At 35.8% G+C, this 15443-nt stretch carries 18 protein-coding genes; 9 read left to right on the top strand and 9 right to left on the bottom strand.

Going from position 1 to position 15443, the window contains the following annotated elements; genetic code table 11:
• Nucleotides 1-11: 11 nt before the first annotated feature.
• Nucleotides 12-653 (bottom strand): phosphatase PAP2 family protein, encoded by a 642-nt coding sequence (locus ACFQ3N_RS04430; RefSeq protein ID WP_390359946.1) that lies wholly within the window; start codon nucleotides 651-653, stop codon nucleotides 12-14.
• A 335-nt stretch (nucleotides 654-988) separates the two neighbouring features.
• Here ACFQ3N_RS04430 and ACFQ3N_RS04425 point away from each other — a divergent pair, with 335 nt between their 5' ends.
• Both ACFQ3N_RS04425 and ACFQ3N_RS04420 read left to right on the top strand, forming a co-directional pair.
• A complete protein-coding gene (locus ACFQ3N_RS04425; RefSeq protein ID WP_390359944.1) occupies nucleotides 989-1423 on the top strand; it encodes a ferritin-like domain-containing protein in 435 nt (144 codons plus the stop codon).
• A gap of 207 nt (nucleotides 1424-1630) precedes the next feature.
• Nucleotides 1631-2806, top strand: a complete 1176-nt coding sequence (locus ACFQ3N_RS04420) for a M20 metallopeptidase family protein (RefSeq protein ID WP_390359942.1) — start codon at nucleotides 1631-1633, stop codon at nucleotides 2804-2806.
• Between the two features lie 187 nt (nucleotides 2807-2993).
• Here ACFQ3N_RS04420 and ACFQ3N_RS04415 read toward each other — a convergent pair whose 3' ends face one another.
• Nucleotides 2994-4205: an ABC transporter permease gene (locus ACFQ3N_RS04415; RefSeq protein ID WP_390359940.1), complete on the bottom strand. Its 1212-nt coding sequence runs from the start codon at nucleotides 4203-4205 to the stop codon at nucleotides 2994-2996.
• Complete coding sequence (locus tag ACFQ3N_RS04410; RefSeq protein WP_390359939.1) at nucleotides 4198-4944, bottom strand: ABC transporter ATP-binding protein; 747 nt, start codon at nucleotides 4942-4944, stop codon at nucleotides 4198-4200. Before ACFQ3N_RS04410 ends, ACFQ3N_RS04415 begins: the two co-directional genes overlap by 8 nt.
• A gap of 497 nt (nucleotides 4945-5441) precedes the next feature.
• Here ACFQ3N_RS04410 and ACFQ3N_RS04405 point away from each other — a divergent pair, with 497 nt between their 5' ends.
• The 3 genes from ACFQ3N_RS04405 to ACFQ3N_RS04395 all read left to right on the top strand — a co-directional run bounded on the left by ACFQ3N_RS04405 (nucleotide 5442) and on the right by ACFQ3N_RS04395 (nucleotide 7037).
• On the top strand, nucleotides 5442-5873 hold the full coding sequence (locus ACFQ3N_RS04405) for an HIT family protein (protein WP_390359937.1): 432 nt from the start codon (nucleotides 5442-5444) through the stop codon (nucleotides 5871-5873).
• Between the two features lie 143 nt (nucleotides 5874-6016).
• The gene (locus ACFQ3N_RS04400; RefSeq protein ID WP_390359935.1) at nucleotides 6017-6538 is read left to right on the top strand and encodes a tryptophan transporter; all 522 of its coding nucleotides are present in this window, start codon (nucleotides 6017-6019) and stop codon (nucleotides 6536-6538) included.
• Between the two features lie 139 nt (nucleotides 6539-6677).
• Complete coding sequence (locus ACFQ3N_RS04395; RefSeq protein ID WP_390359933.1) at nucleotides 6678-7037, top strand: YtxH domain-containing protein; 360 nt, start codon at nucleotides 6678-6680, stop codon at nucleotides 7035-7037.
• 92 nt (nucleotides 7038-7129) lie between these two features.
• On the opposite strand, the gene ACFQ3N_RS04390 is transcribed toward ACFQ3N_RS04395, so the two are convergent.
• The 4 genes from ACFQ3N_RS04390 to ACFQ3N_RS04375 all read right to left on the bottom strand — a co-directional run bounded on the left by ACFQ3N_RS04390 (nucleotide 7130) and on the right by ACFQ3N_RS04375 (nucleotide 11224).
• Nucleotides 7130-8068, bottom strand: a complete 939-nt coding sequence (locus ACFQ3N_RS04390) for a glycine betaine ABC transporter substrate-binding protein (RefSeq protein WP_390359931.1) — start codon at nucleotides 8066-8068, stop codon at nucleotides 7130-7132.
• Between the two features lie 116 nt (nucleotides 8069-8184).
• On the bottom strand, nucleotides 8185-9099 hold the full coding sequence (locus ACFQ3N_RS04385; RefSeq protein WP_390359929.1) for a glycine betaine ABC transporter substrate-binding protein: 915 nt from the start codon (nucleotides 9097-9099) through the stop codon (nucleotides 8185-8187).
• Nucleotides 9100-9177: 78 nt separating this feature from the next.
• Nucleotides 9178-10032, bottom strand: coding sequence for an ABC transporter permease (locus ACFQ3N_RS04380; protein ID WP_390359927.1), 855 nt, complete (start codon nucleotides 10030-10032; stop codon nucleotides 9178-9180).
• Nucleotides 10025-11224: a quaternary amine ABC transporter ATP-binding protein gene (locus ACFQ3N_RS04375; RefSeq protein WP_390359926.1), complete on the bottom strand. Its 1200-nt coding sequence runs from the start codon at nucleotides 11222-11224 to the stop codon at nucleotides 10025-10027. Before ACFQ3N_RS04375 ends, ACFQ3N_RS04380 begins: the two co-directional genes overlap by 8 nt.
• A 363-nt stretch (nucleotides 11225-11587) precedes the next feature.
• On the opposite strand from ACFQ3N_RS04375, the gene ACFQ3N_RS04370 reads away from it, so the two are divergent.
• On the top strand, nucleotides 11588-12058 hold the full coding sequence (locus ACFQ3N_RS04370) for a GbsR/MarR family transcriptional regulator (protein WP_390359924.1): 471 nt from the start codon (nucleotides 11588-11590) through the stop codon (nucleotides 12056-12058).
• On the opposite strand, the gene ACFQ3N_RS04365 is transcribed toward ACFQ3N_RS04370, so the two are convergent.
• Complete coding sequence (locus ACFQ3N_RS04365; protein WP_390359922.1) at nucleotides 12055-12396, bottom strand: DUF1878 family protein; 342 nt, start codon at nucleotides 12394-12396, stop codon at nucleotides 12055-12057. The two genes, ACFQ3N_RS04370 and ACFQ3N_RS04365, sit on opposite strands and share 4 nt — an antisense overlap.
• A gap of 190 nt (nucleotides 12397-12586) precedes the next feature.
• Between ACFQ3N_RS04365 and ACFQ3N_RS04360 the strand changes: the two genes are divergently transcribed.
• The 3 genes from ACFQ3N_RS04360 (at nucleotide 12587) to ACFQ3N_RS04350 (ending at nucleotide 14477) form a co-directional block, all read left to right on the top strand.
• Nucleotides 12587-13132: a DUF3267 domain-containing protein gene (locus ACFQ3N_RS04360; protein WP_390359920.1), complete on the top strand. Its 546-nt coding sequence runs from the start codon at nucleotides 12587-12589 to the stop codon at nucleotides 13130-13132.
• 183 nt (nucleotides 13133-13315) lie between these two features.
• On the top strand, nucleotides 13316-13498 hold the full coding sequence (locus ACFQ3N_RS04355; protein ID WP_390359918.1) for a hypothetical protein: 183 nt from the start codon (nucleotides 13316-13318) through the stop codon (nucleotides 13496-13498).
• Between the two features lie 112 nt (nucleotides 13499-13610).
• Entirely contained in the window at nucleotides 13611-14477 is an 867-nt protein-coding gene (locus ACFQ3N_RS04350) for a peptidylprolyl isomerase (RefSeq protein ID WP_390359916.1), read from the top strand.
• Nucleotides 14478-15183: 706 nt separating this feature from the next.
• Here the strand turns inward: ACFQ3N_RS04350 and ACFQ3N_RS04345 are convergent.
• A complete protein-coding gene (locus ACFQ3N_RS04345) occupies nucleotides 15184-15378 on the bottom strand; it encodes a sporulation YhaL family protein (RefSeq protein WP_390359914.1) in 195 nt (64 codons plus the stop codon).
• Between the last annotated feature and the right edge of the window lie 65 nt (nucleotides 15379-15443).

Genomic DNA, 15443 nt, shown 5'->3' with positions numbered 1-15443 from the left:
TGATCTCAGCCCTAAGACTGAGCTTTTCGCTTTTGGATCCATTCATACAAATAAATAAAGCCAAGCAGACATAGAAAGCCAATCATAAAGCCCGCTACTATGTCCGTTAAGTAGTGTACATTTATGACATATCGACTAATACCTATTAGAAAAATTAGTAGTGCAAAGAAAACCTGTACTACCATTATTGCTTTCTTAGACTTAATTTTCTTCGTTATAAAATAGGCTAATAAACCATAACAAACTAGTGTAATCATAGCGTGACCAGATGGAAAACTATGTCCTTCTGCATTCGCATCAACTAAAATAGATGGCCTATCTCTGTCGACAAGAACCTTAATTAATTTATTAAATAAATGACTTACTAATGTTCCACCTGCAAAAAATAATGCTGGGAGCCAGTCCCGGAATAACCACCATAAAAGAATAGCAACGATGATTGTAAAGGGATACATGAAAGGTTCGGATCCCAGGTTGGTTAAGGTTCGGAAAAATGTATATGTAGGTGTTTCTGGAAACGTATCAACAAGGGATCTCGTCCACTGATCCACATATGGGACATCTCCTCTTACAATTTTCACAATCCAAACACCTATTGTTGCTAACACAAGAATAAGTAAGAATAAAATAATATAAAGGCGTTTAGGTAACATTTTGGTATAACTCCCTTCCATCTATAAACATTTACATACTATTTTAATTTCTCAGAAAAGGTCTCTATTCGTAAATATTACCGTAAAAAGTGTTTTAAAAAAACAAATAATGGGAAAAGTATCTACGTGCTTGCCTAAGAAACTAAATTTTGGAGTATGGGTTAATTTATGAATTGTGTGAGCTACTTTCAGCTTCAGCGCCTAGACACCCGAAACATACGTAGTTCGACTTGGGTAAAGGCATCCACACTACACGATTCTCTTATGCTTGTTGTGTCTTTCAAGGCACTTCTAGCTTTTGTTATATCTATTAGGGGAAAGGTTGGGATACAATAATGAATAACGAATTACAAGAATTAATTGATGGTCTAAACGAAGACTTAGCACACGAATATGGAGCAGCAATTCAGTATACGTACAGCGCATCTGTTGTTACAGGTTTGTACCGAGCTGCGTTAAAACCCTTTTTCGAAAGTGAAATTCAGGACGAATTAGGTCACGCTTTGTACCTATCCGAAAAAGTGAAATCATTAGGTGGTACACCAACAACAAAAGCAGCTGAAGTTCCACAACCAACAGATGTTAAAGACTTGCTCGAAGCAACAAAGAAATCTGAAACAGATACGATCGAGCGTTATGAAAAACGAAAAAAACAAGCAGAGTCATTAGGTTATACAGAGCTTGTTGTTAAACTTGAAGACTTAATAGCGGATGAAACACATCATAAAGAAGAGATAGAACGCCTACTAGAAGATCCAAGACTAGCTTAAACACAAACAATATATGTGCCCCCCTTTTAGAAAACTAAGGCTTATCACCAAGCCTTAATAGTGAAAGCCTTAGTTACACTTATGTAGATAAGAAAGTTTTATACTATCCAATCTACTTAAAAAGGATGACTATTGAAAGTCATCCTTTTTAATGCATTGGAATAAATGTTATAATAGTATGAAATTTAATTCGAGGAGGTCCTACTTTTGCTTAAAGATATTCATCATAAAATTGACTCATTATTTCCTGAAATGGTGGAAACCCGCAGATATTTACATCAATATCCTGAAGTTTCCTTTAAAGAAGTAAAGACAGCCAAGTATATCGCTGATTTTTACGAAGAGCTTCAAATTCCCTATCAAGCAAAAATTGGTGGCAACGGGGTTATTGCTACACTAAAAGGGGGTAAGCCTGGAAAAACGGTAGCGCTTAGAGCTGACTTTGACGCATTACCAATTCAGGACGAAAAAGACGTTCCATATAAATCAAAAGTAGATGGGGTTATGCATGCTTGCGGACATGACGGGCACACGGCAACATTACTTATGCTTGCTAAAACAATGAAGTCATTTCAAGAGGATCTACCCGGTACAATTGAATTTGTACACCAGCATGCCGAGGAATATGCTCCAGGTGGTGCAAAGCCAATTGTTGAATCAGGTGCACTGGATCATGTAGACGCAGTATTTGGCACACACCTTTGGGCAACTACTCCATTAGGTGTTATGCAAACATCCAAAAATGTCTTCATGGCAGGTGCCGATCGGTTTGAAATCACCATTCAAGGTGAAGGTGGTCATGGCGCGTACCCTCACGAAACAAAAGATGCTATCGTTATTGCATCACAATTGATAACACAGCTTCAACAAATAGTTTCTAGACGAATTGATCCCTTGGAAACTGCGGTCGTTACGATCGGGATATTTGAAGCCGGAGATGCCTTTAACATTATTGCAGATAAAGCAAAATTAGTTGGCACAGTTCGTTATTTGAATACCGATATCCAAGAAGAAGTAATAACAGAGATGGAAAAAATCATAAAAGGTGTATGTGTCACCAACGATGCTTCCTATACATTTGATTATGTAAAAGGCTATCCACCATTAGTTAATCACGAACAAGAAGCAGAACTAGTGTTAGAAGCAAGCAAAAATATTGATGAAATCCATACAGCTGAAGAAGTTGTACCTGTCATGGGTGGGGAAGATTTCACCTACTATACAATAGCAAAACCCGGAGCCTACTTTTTCACTGGAGCACATAAAGAAGGTAATGACTACCCACATCATCATCCGAAATTCGATATTGATGAACGTGCCTTACCTATTGCTGCAAAAACATTAATTGAAGCGTATTTCCTTTACCAAAAGAAAACATCTTAGAAAACTTGGCATTCGTTAAAGGGATTCTTGGTAAGCGTACTTTGCTTTCTTAGAAGCCCTTATGCTTTGGAGTGCAAGCCTTTATAGCGAATAACCTAGTTGCACTTATGCAAATAAAGAAAGTTTTTATACTTTCTTATCTGCCTAAAAAAACCCCCAACATGCATAAATACATGTTGGGGGTTTTTTAAACCAATTTTCGTTTTACGTAGCCATGAATAAACAAGTAATTAAATACCATTCCACCAACTACAACAACAAGAACACCCATTACTTCATTCATAGCCAAAAAGAGAATACCAAATAGAATAGTTTGGATCAGCGTTAATTGAAACAGCCATTTGATGACTGCCCGCTGACGCAAGGTTATATCTACCGGATATAAATCCAGCCACATAATCGTTCGGTGATGATGATATAATGTCATCATTTGAAAGCTGCTTAGATATAAAAATAATATAGCAAAAGCTATTTTCATCCAACTATTCGGAATGTAATAGATGAATAAACCACCAACTACAATTAAGCGGATATACATTCCCAAATAATCTCCAGTTCGTACAAATGTAATCCGGTATAAATAATCAAATGTACGTTCTTTTACCAAGGGCATTCGACTTACAATAGATACGAGCCACTGTCGCTTTTTAATTCGGTTCTTCAAATGTGGTACATCAGCAAACATATTTGCAATCCGGTAAAAAACCTGCATGCGATTTTGATCCTTCTCAATTAATAAATCCCATATAATACCTGCTTGTTTTCTGGAAACACTATAATCATATAAAAATACGAGTACAAATAGTATTGTTGTAATCCCAGCTAAAAGCATCTCTCCATTAACCATAAAGAAGAAAATGGCAATATTTATAAGCATGCGAACGATCTGATCTAGCCACCGTACACCAGGCTCTCTAATTTTAAGCATCCACCAGTTCGCAATTAAATTCCATATTTTAAAAATAAGTACAATAGCAAGCGTTAGTAAATAAACGCTACCTTCCCGATCAGGATACGTTGCAAAATATAACGGACCAAACGCAGCAACCACTAATAAGATAAGGTATAACTGAAGAACAAAGCTGTACACTAATGCATTGCGAAAATAAGCATTCATTTTATTCTCAGCAGCAATTAAAAACACTAAATCCGGTTCTTTTAATAAGGTTCGAACAGGACTATAGCTAACTAATAGACCTAATGCTAGTCCCATGATCAGTGCTGTCGGGAAACTTTCAGGAAGATCAGCTAACCATTGCTGGTAATAATATGCCATTGCTGATATAAAAAACAACATAGCAACAGCTATGTGACCATTGAAAATATAACGCAAGTAACGACTTGTCTCTTTAAGATGCGCGGAAAAACGCTTTTTAAAAAAATCATGTGAATCAAACATGGCTATCTTCTTCCTTCGTTAATTGCATATATAACTCATCCAATGTAGCATTTTGCATATTAAAACTTTTTTGTAACTCCTCTAACGTTCCAACAGCGCGGATGGTTCCATCATGTATAATCACAAACCTATCACAATAGCGTTCTGCAGTTGCCAGAATATGTGTGGACATTAACACGCCAGAGCCATTACGCTTCATCTCATCCATCAACTGTAAATATGATTGAATCCCTAATGGATCTAAGCCTACAAATGGCTCATCCACAATATATAAAGGCGGTTCAATTAGAAAAGCACACATAATCATAACCTTTTGCCTCATGCCTTTTGAAAAATGGACAGGAAACCAATTTAGCTTTTTCTCCATCCTAAATTCCTTCAACAATGGCGGTAACCTTTTTTCAAAGACATCCCGAGGAATGTCATATGCCATTGCTGTTAACCGAAGATGTTCGTGTAGGGTTAGTTCATCATATAATATAGGCATTTCCGGAATATATGCCAATTGGTTTCGATAAGCTGTGACGTTTTCATGAAAAGTCTTGCCATTAATTGATATGATTCCTTTTTTAGCTTGCATTAATCCAATAATATGTTTAATCGTGGTACTTTTCCCTGCACCATTTAATCCAATAAGTGCGACAATTTCGTTTGGATAAACATCAAACGAAATGCCATGTAATACATTTTTATGGGTGTAACCACCATATAGATTATCAATATGTAACATAGGTTCCACTAAAATTTCCTCCTAGTAATTCACTTGTACAAATTTTATCATTTTTAAGATGTAATGCCAAAACAAACCACACGCCTATTTTCGACATGCTTTTTTAAATTTTTTGTATAGAAATGAGTTTTTGGTTCAAAATAACTACTGAAGAAACGAGGATGCTCACTTACTTTAATTTTCGTGTTAAAACACAAAATGAGGTGTTAGTGATCGATAATCTAATTAATTAACCAATTTGTTAGATAAAGCTCACACAGCCTGAGGTGCTGACAAAAAGGTTTTTGTAATCGAGTTCAAGTAGCAAGTATGTACTTTAACGATGCATTACAAGTCCCCAACGTTAGATGTTCAAGCATCCTCTTTCTTCTTAATGCAGGCTAGCCCGCAACAATTGGGGCTATGCCTGCTTATTTTAATCATACAACCTGATCAGAAAACTTTACATAAGAGCCTTCAACTATATAGAATATAAAGTAATATAAAAGTTGGGAGTGGTTGATTTAATGGCACATGAAGATTGTATTTTTTGTAAAATAGTTAATGGAGAAATTCCGTCTGCAAAAGTATATGAGGATGAATTTGTTTATGCTTTTCTAGACATTAGCCAAGTCACAAAAGGACATACACTCATTGTTCCAAAAACACACACAAAAAACATTTATGAAACACCTCCAGAAGTTGCAAAAGAATTATTTGCACGTGTTCCAAAAATCGCTAACGCTATAAAAGAGACCTACAAACCTATTGGAATGAATTTACTTAACAATAATGAGAAAGCTGCGGATCAGTCAGTGTTCCATCTGCACATTCACCTTATCCCGAGATATGGTCAAGATGATGGCTTCCGTTCAAAATGGGTTACACATTCGGACGATTACACATCAGAGGATCTACAGCAAGTTGCAAAAGAAATTGCTGAATCAGTTGATAGCTGATAATCTCAGGGTTGTAATCAGAAAATTAGTGCTTTTTATTTTGAAGTTTTTTTGTTATAATGATAACAAGTTTCCGCAACTGACAATCAGTGTACAGTTGGGAAATAAATAGATTAGTTTAGCGGAGAAGAGGAGAGTTACAAATGAATACGAGAATTTTAGTACTTTTGTCACTATTATTGGGGATTGGCGCTGTATTGCATTACATCATTCCGCCTTTTATTTACGGAATGAAGCCAGACATGTTATTGTCGATGATGTTTTTAGGAATTATATTATTTCCAAAAGCTAAATATGTTGTAGTCTTATCTATTGCAGCCGGTGTTATTTCTGCTTTAACCACACAAACGGTTGGTGGTCAGATTGCAAACATGATTGATAAACCTATTACGGGGTTACTATTCTTTGGGTTGGTATTACTAGTTAAAGACAGGTTAGATATAAAACTAAGCGTTCCTGTATTAACAGCTATTGGCACCATGATTAGTGGAGCAATATTTTTAACAGTTGCTCTTTATATCGTTGGATTAATGGAAGGCGCATTTATGTTATTATTCCTAACTGTAGTATTACCAGCAGCAGCTTTAAACACTGTTTTTATGATTATTGTATACCCCGTCGTTCAACGGATTTTAAAAAGATCACAACCAATCGTCGTTACCTGAACTACTGCAATATAATCCTCTGGCAAAGCTTGTCAGAGGATTTTTTAAAACACTATACATATAATTTCCGAAAATAGGTTTAATAGTAGTGGAAAAAAAGGAAAAGATATACTAAGCGGATGAAAGGAGCGAATGCATAATGGCAGATGGGAAATCATTATTAGTTGGCTTTATGGTTGGTGGAGCTATTAGCGCTACAGCAACACTTTTAAGTACACCTTCATCAGGAAGAGAATTAAGAGGACAAGTAAAACAACAAAGCTCAGAATGGAAGGATATGCTCAATAGCTTAAAAAGCGATGGCATCCGACTTAAAGATCAAATTACTGAGACGTCAAAAGAAGGTGCAGCTTTAATGAAAGATCTAACACAGGAATTGAAAAGATCTGTAACAGAATGGAAAACTGCTGTAGAGCCTCACAAAGAAAATATCCACGAATACCTTGAGCAAATTGAAGCAAGTTTAAAAGATCTTGAGGAAAAAGTACAGAAAAGCTAATGTTTATGAGGGTGTCCTATTAGGATACCTTTTATAGTTTCCTACCAAAACAAACAAGTCCACCGCAACAAAGGCGGTGAACTTGTTCCTACCTATTCAGCTGGTTCTAAATCTTCGATGGAATCAATATCCATGTATTCTGGTACAACTAGACCAATTTTAGCACCTTCCAGATTTGCTCCTAAATCAACAAATTCATCTTCAAACTTTTCATAGAAATCTTTATGCGTCATCGGCATCCAAGCAGCGACAGTTGCATCCGCATCTCCATTAGCTACCGCTTCAAATACAACTGCCACATCTACAGGCGTAATGGTGACATCATAGCCTTTTTGAGTTAGAGCTTCTGCAACAACGTTAGCAGATGCACGTTCAGAATCCCAAGGCGTTGAAACTATTTCAAAAGCTTCCCCGTCAACATCCTCGACACCTTCTGTCCATTCGGCAACTTTATCTGGATGATCTTCTATCCAACGTTTGGCAACTTCAGCAACTTCATCTCCACTCTCTTGAGCGTCATACATGATGCCTTCCATATCTTCTACTTCCCAGTTGAACTGTTCTATAAGTTTATAGGCATTTGGCTTTTCTTCTTCCAACCCAAGACGTGCTAGTGTTTTAATAACTTCAACATCACCATAGATTCCTTTTGGGTCATCTAAATATTTTAAATCTGGGTATTTTGCGAATTTCCAATGTGGATTCCAACCAGTAACAACTATTGGATCTTTATTTGCAATAGCTTCGTCTAATTGGGTTACCATTGCTGCTGTAGAGGCTTGCTCTAGTTCCCAACCTGACAAACTGTCATATTCTTCAATTGCTTTTTCAGTTGTAACTGTTATACCTGCTCCCGGTTCAATACCTGTGATGGTATATTCTACTTCTTCACTATAATTCACTTCACCGTTAGCATCATCGTTATTTCCTGTGTTTTCATCCTCATCAGCTCCACAACCTGCCGTAATCAGTAACAGCAACAACCCTAAAATAAATATTGATTTCACGTTTTTCATCTTAGTTGCTATCATCTAGTTCATCGCTCCTTTTTACTAATCACTATCTATATAATTTGTTAATAATTCATTTTCATGTATGTATTTTAATATAAAAGCTGATACATCTCTGTACCAGCTTTTTATTTTTATTATTCTACGCCTTCAGTCCACTCAGATATTTTTTCTTCGTTTTCTTCAACCCATGATGCAGCAGCATCTTCAATTGCTGTACCATCAGAAACTTCAAGCATTACACTTTCCATATCTGCAGCTTCCCAATTAAATTGGTCTAAGACTTTATATGCGTTAGGTAAATCTTCTTCTAGTCCTTTACGAACCATAGTTTCGATTGATTCAGCATCACCAAATGACCCTTCTGGATCTTCTAAATATTTAAGGTCATATTTAGCAAACTTCCAATGTGGTGTCCAACCTGTAACAATGACATCTTCTTCCTTTTCATAAGCTGAACCTAATTCAGTTGCCATTGCACCACTTGAAGAGGTTTGTACTTCCCATCCATCAAGGTTAGCATAATCTTCATTTACCGCTTTTTCTGCAGCTGCTACAACACCCGCACCTGGTTCGATACCAGTAACTGTTTGATCAGCTTGATCCGTTAGGTCTGCAATGGAATCTACATCCATATATTCAGGAACAACTAAGCCAATCCTAGCTCCTTCTAAGTTAGCACCAAGTTCAACCATTTGATCAGCATATTCTTCATACTGACTACCATGTGTTGCTGGTAACCATGCTGCTACCATACCATCTGCTTCGCCATTAGCTACTGCTTCCCACATAACTGTGTTATCAAGCGGTGTTAATGTAACATCATAGCCCAAATCTTCTAGAACTTTTCCTACCACATGGGTAGAAGCTACTTCAGAATCCCATTCTACATATGCTAATTCAATTTCTTTACCTTCACCTACTAATGATGTACCTTCATCACCTGTACCTTCATCTGTAGTGTCTTCTTCGTCTGTTCCGCAACCTGCTGCGAATAATGATAATGAAAGCCCAGCTGCTAGGCCAAGACGTTTCCAGTTAAGTTTAAACATAACTATTAAAACTCCCCTTTTTGCTTAATTTTTATATATGGAAACTTTTCCTAATGAAAAGATAGCCAACTTAAATTATTATTCACTCTTCCTGTTCAAGTTTTGAGTGAATCGATCAATAATGATTGCAAGAATAACAATACCTATCCCTGCAACAAAACCAGTACCAACCTGTGCACGTTGTAAGGAAGATAGAACTTCTCTTCCTAGTCCAGGTGCTCCGATCATTGAAGCAATAACAACCATCGACAAAGATAACATAACAGTCTGGTTAATTCCAGCCATAATGGTTGCTTTTGCCATTGGAAGCTCTACTTTAAATAATTTTTGTGATCCGGTACTACCGAATGCTTCCGACGCCTCGACCAATTCTTTAGAAACTTGTCGAATACCTAAATTCGTAAACCGGACTGTCGGTGGTGTAGCAAAAATCAATGATGCGAATACACCAGGTACCATACCGATACCAAAGAAAGCAACTGCAGGAATTAAATAAACAAATGCAGGCATTGTCTGCATGAAATCCAATATAGGTGTAATAATTGCTTCAGCTGTTTTACTTTTAGACATAAGAATTCCAAAAGGAACACCGATAATCACTGATAAAACACTTGCAATTAATACTAATGTAAATGTAGACATTAATTCTTCCCAATAGCCTTGATTATAAATTAACCATAAACCTACAATTGAAAATGCAGTTAAACCAAGCTTTTTACCACTAATAAAAAAGGCAATTAACGCTACTATGATAATAATGATAATTGGAGGAATTCCCATTAAAAACTCTGAGGAAGCATCCATGAAATTGCCAAAATGTTCTTTAATTGGATCAAACAAAAACGCAAACGTATCTGTAACTGTATCTGTGAATGTTTCAGTTGCTTCTGCTATTGGTATTTCAGGTATAAAATCTAACATCTTATCAAGCATCTTCAATATTCACCTCGCCATCTCCAGAAAGTGCAGCAATGACAGCTCCACGTACTATTATTCCAACCAACTTACCATTTTCTACAACAGCAACTGGGACTGGTGAGTCATGAATAATATTAAATATATCATTCATCGTTGTTTCTTTATCTACCTTTGGAAAATCATTACGTAAAATTCCTGTTAGATCCTTAACCTCTTCTTTACGTGCATTTGATGCGTCCTCTGCTGTTACGTATCCTTTTAGATTACGATTGCTATCAACGACAAATATACTCGATAGTCCCTCAGCTCGCATACGATCCAGGGCAACACGTGGACCATGTTTATCTATCGTAACAGTCTCTGGTCTTTTCATAATATGTTGAGCATTCAACACTTTAGAGCGATCCACATCTTCAACGAATTTCTCAACATAGTCATTTTTAGGATTAACTAATATTTCTTCAGGTGTTCCAATTTGAACGATGGAACCATCCTTCATTAATGCAATACGATCGCCTATTCTTAGTGCTTCATCTAGATCGTGTGTAATAAACAAAATTGTTTTTTGCATTTTTGTTTGTAGATCCAGTAGTTCATCTTGCATCTCTTTTCGAATAAGTGGATCCAACGCAGAAAATGCTTCATCCATTAATAATACTTCTGGATCATTTGCTAATGCCCGCGCCAAGCCTACTCGTTGCTGCATACCACCAGACAATTGACCGGGTGTTTGATGGATATATCCACTTAATCCAACCAATTCAAGAGATTCTTCTGCTTTTTTCTTACGTTCTTCCTTTGCTACCTTCTGTATTTCCAAGCCAAATTCTGCATTTTCTAAAACAGTTCGATGTGGGAATAACGCAAAGCGTTGGAAAACCATACTTAATTTCTCTCTTCGAACCTTACGTAAGGAGTTTTTATCCATCTTTGCCAAATCATCTCCATCAACAAAGATACTCCCCTCAGTAGGTTCTATCAATCGATTAACTAACCGTACCAAAGTTGATTTGCCACTTCCAGATAATCCCATAATTACAAATATTTCTCCTGCTTCAACAGAAAAAGAAGCACGATTTACTCCTACAGTGTTACCTGTTTGTTCTAATATGGCATCTTTGGATAAACCCTTATCCAAAAGTTTTAAAGCTTGTTTAGGGTTTTTCCCGAAAACCTTAGATAAATCTTTCGCCTCAATTACCGGCACATCTTTCACCTCTTTTTACTTTTTCTCTTTATTCGAATGATGCATGATTTTAGTCTTAGTACTTTTAACTCAGATCAAAGCAATGTAATAGTTACATCCAACATTTTGCCCCATATGAGACATAATTATAAATCCGATCAGCATTCACTCACTTTAATACTATATAACGTATTACCTAGTTATTTCAAACATTAAATACCATTAATTTTGTATGTATTTTTCGTACAGTTTATTCTGTACGAACTTATATAGATGATAACGTAGGTTTCCTCCAATTTACTTCTATTTACTAGCATAAATTGTATTTTTAAAATCTTTACAATTAGTGTAACCTTTATATAGCAAGGCTTTAAGGAGGATTTTATGACCAAGAATAAACAGGATGACGCAATGTACAAAATAATGGTCGAGTTTTCAAAGACAGTTGAAATGTTCGGTTTATCACCCTTGGAAGCTCGTTTGTTTGCATATTTATATTTAGAAGAAAAACCGTTAACACTAGATGATATGAGTGAAGCACTTGGAAAAAGTAAAACTTCAATGAGTACTAGCATTAGAACCTTAGCAGAATTAAATTTTGTAACTCGGGTATGGAAAAAAGGAGTTCGAAAAGATTTATATGAGGCGAATGATCAATTATACAAATCATTCATGAATGTATATATAAACAAATGGATTGATGCAGCAAATAATCAGAAGGATTCATTACTTCAAATAAATAATGAGTTAAGGAATGTGGAATCTGAAGACACTGTTATTTCAAAACGACTAAACAATATTATTGATTTTCATAAGCAAATTGAAAAATCATTCCGAGGTATGAAACAAATTTAATCATATTTCTCTATCAAAATAACAAATTCTCTAATTAAAGAAGGATAATACCCTTCTTTTTTTAATGCATAAATTGTCTTAGCTGGTTCCAATTTTTCATTTAACATACCAACGAAATGCAATAGTAACGACGTGTAATCTAAAAAACCTTCTTCTTTTTGCGTTTCATATTGGATATTTAAACTATGTAACAACTTAAGAAGTTCATTACATTCATCTTTGGAGAGACCCGTATCAATTATTAATTTAATTAGTGGATATTTATCCATATCGACCACTTTTGATAACAGGTGCAGATGAAAGGAAGTAGAATCATTATATCTTATATTTTCCACCATTAGTCCCTCCTTATTTTAAGTCAGCTGAACGCGGTAATATCAACCTTTTCAGCTGTTACTAAATTGTATTAAAAAAAATTTATAAAAATTAATCAAAAACCCATTGCTTTTCCCGTTAAAACGTACTATTATTCATGAAGGATTAAGAGAAAAACTTCCTATAAAAATAATATTACTGGGGTGATCAAAAATGAATTGCTGGAAAACCATTAACATTAAAAAAGAGTTCGGTACGAATAGGGTATATCTTGCGTCATTTTTGATTGGCTTGATTTCCTTTATTGTTATGTTTGTACCGTTTTCTATTTTCCATCATACAGCTAGTATAAACGATTTCGGTGTCTTACCATTAATATTAGCTATCGTTATGTTACCAACACTGCATTCATTTATGCATATTTTACCACTAATTGTAATGAATAAACGAGCAAAATTGATATATAAATCAAAAAACAAACTGGTTCCTGTATTCTATTATTACACGAAGGCTCACTTATCTAAAAATGCATCTTTACTAGTAGCAGTTGCTCCAACTATATTAATTACCATTCCAGGTATTATAGCAACGTATTTATTTCCAAGTATTTATGTATATATACTGATATTTACTGCTTTTCATATTGGGATAACTTTTATTGACTTTCTATATATTATACACATTACGAAAGCACCAAAAAAGTCAGTTATCGAGAATGGTAGTAATGGATTTGATATACTAGTAAAAGCCCAAAAATAATAGAATAGAACAATAAGAAAAGATCTGGGAATTCCAGATCTTTTCTTATTGTCTTAGAATTAAATATTCACCCGTTACTGTTCATAATCGTAATATTTTGGTACAGTAATAAATATGATGTTAAAATATATTTCCTGTTTAAATAGTTAACGTGTAATATGTTTGGTTTAGGAGGGTTCCACTATGGGTATTTTATTCCCTGTTTATGCACTAATAATTTTATTTATATTTAACTCTTTAACACACAAATTCTGTATCAAGATGGAATTGAAACAAGAGAAACAATCTACTGTGTTTCGAGTAATTAATATTATGGTTCTTGTTCTACTTGTTTCGTCTTATGTGAAGGTGTTGAATGTAACATAACAAAAAACTAAAAAATTCTAGCTAGAACTATATAATTTGTGCTAAACTATGGTATATTTATCAGTAGTTTTTAAACGTGTTTCGTACAAACAGATTAGGAGTGTTTATAGAGATGAAAAAACTAGCAATCGCAGTAACATTGACAGCAGGAGTGTTAAGCTTGGCTGCCTGCAATTCAGATGATTCTGAAGTAGTTGTCGAGTCAGAAGCAGGAAATATTACTAAAGAAGAGTTTTATAATGAGTTGAAAGACCGTACTGGTGAAGCTCTACTAAACGAAATGGTAGTAAAAAAAGTATTAGAAGATAATTATGAAGTTACAGATGAAGAAGTAGACGAGAGAGTACAAGATGTAAAAGATCAACAAGGTGGCCAATTTGAAATGTGGCTGCAACAAAACGGTATTCCAGATGAGGAAGCATTCCGTTCCCAGACATATCTAAATCTTCTTCAAGAAAAAGCAGCTTTTGAAGGTAAGGAAGTTACAGATGAAGAAATCGAAGAAAAGTTCAACACGATGAAGGAAGAAAATCAAATTGAAATTCAAGCTAGTCACATTTTAGTTGAGGACGAAGAAACAGCTAATGATATAAAACAACAACTTGATGAGGGTGCTGATTTTGCAGAGCTAGCCAAAGAACATTCTGCAGACGGTTCGGCTGCAAATGGTGGGGACCTTGGCTATTTCTCAACAGGAAAAATGGTGCCAGAATTTGAAGAGGTTGCATTTGATTTAGAAGTTGGAGAAATTAGTGATCCAGTGGAATCCGAATTTGGTTATCACATCATAACCGTAACAGATATTCCTACTCTAGAAGATAAAAAAGATGATATTCGCCAACAACTTTTATATGAGAATTTAGATCAAGCAGAATTCCAGGAAAAAATAAATGGACTTATAGAATCTGCTAACATCGATGTGAAAATTGAAGAGTTTGAAGACTTATTCTCATTGGAAGATCAAAACGCACAAGGTTAATTAATAAGAGCTAGTACCCTCGGGGTATTAGCTCTTTTTTAATAGGTTTAGATTGATTAATCTAGTAACTAAGCAAGCCACATCCAGCACTCGTATTACTAGTTTTGTCTAAATTCATAAATTGTGCAGCTTTTTAATCCTCGCAGTTGATATAGAATGCGACGTAACTTTAGGCTTATTTCTAAGAACGCGTGCTATTGCCTCCGTCTGGGATCGCTACGGGCGGATGCTTTCCGCGGGCACGGCTTCAGCCTCCGAAGCGGAAAACCACCGCTTCGGTGTCTTCAGACACGTGCTGTTCCCGCAGGAGTCACCGCCCTCCGCTCACCCTGACTGGTAAGGGGTTCTATTAATACTGATACAGTCCCACGACAGTAACGGAAATAACAGCGGAGGATATACACGTAGACTCCTTGAAAATACAAACCGATTTTCTGCGTGCGATGTCTAGCTATGTAGCTTTCCTTATCCTGTGGGAGCAGAGGCCTAGCCTGAGACCCCAGAGAGCGTTAGCTCGAGGAGGGTCATCAGCCGCCCACGGGTAGAAGACACTGCGCAGTGTAACGAAGCAGATGTCGCACTTGTACCCGGATGGGTGAAAGCGAAGTGTATTTCCGTAGCGGTAGGTTAACCGTCACATCAAGTTACGTCACATTATATATCTATTGTGACTAAAACAACAATCTTTTAAAAACTGCCTTGTTTATTAACTAGTCAATTGTTTTCGATCTTCTCTATGTTTTTTTTCCTCTTCTATTCGTTCCATATAGATTCTGCCTTCACGTTCAATATACTGCTGTTCCAATTTCTTTTCCGCATAAAACGCTCTATATGCCATGTATCCACTAAGAAAAATGAAAATAATCATCATAAAAACCCACCAAGGCACTCCTAAAATCATTCTTACGCCTCCCTTGTCCATGTATCTATCACATGTATATGTACAAGCAGGACAAAAAATAACCT

Origin of the sequence: Virgibacillus byunsanensis, from assembly GCF_042675965.1 — a bacterium.
In the GTDB taxonomy this organism is placed as follows: Bacteria; Bacillota; Bacilli; order Bacillales; family Amphibacillaceae; genus Virgibacillus_R; species Virgibacillus_R byunsanensis.
Note: the sequence above shows the minus strand (reverse complement) of the source record. Positions and strands in the feature narration are given on the sequence as shown.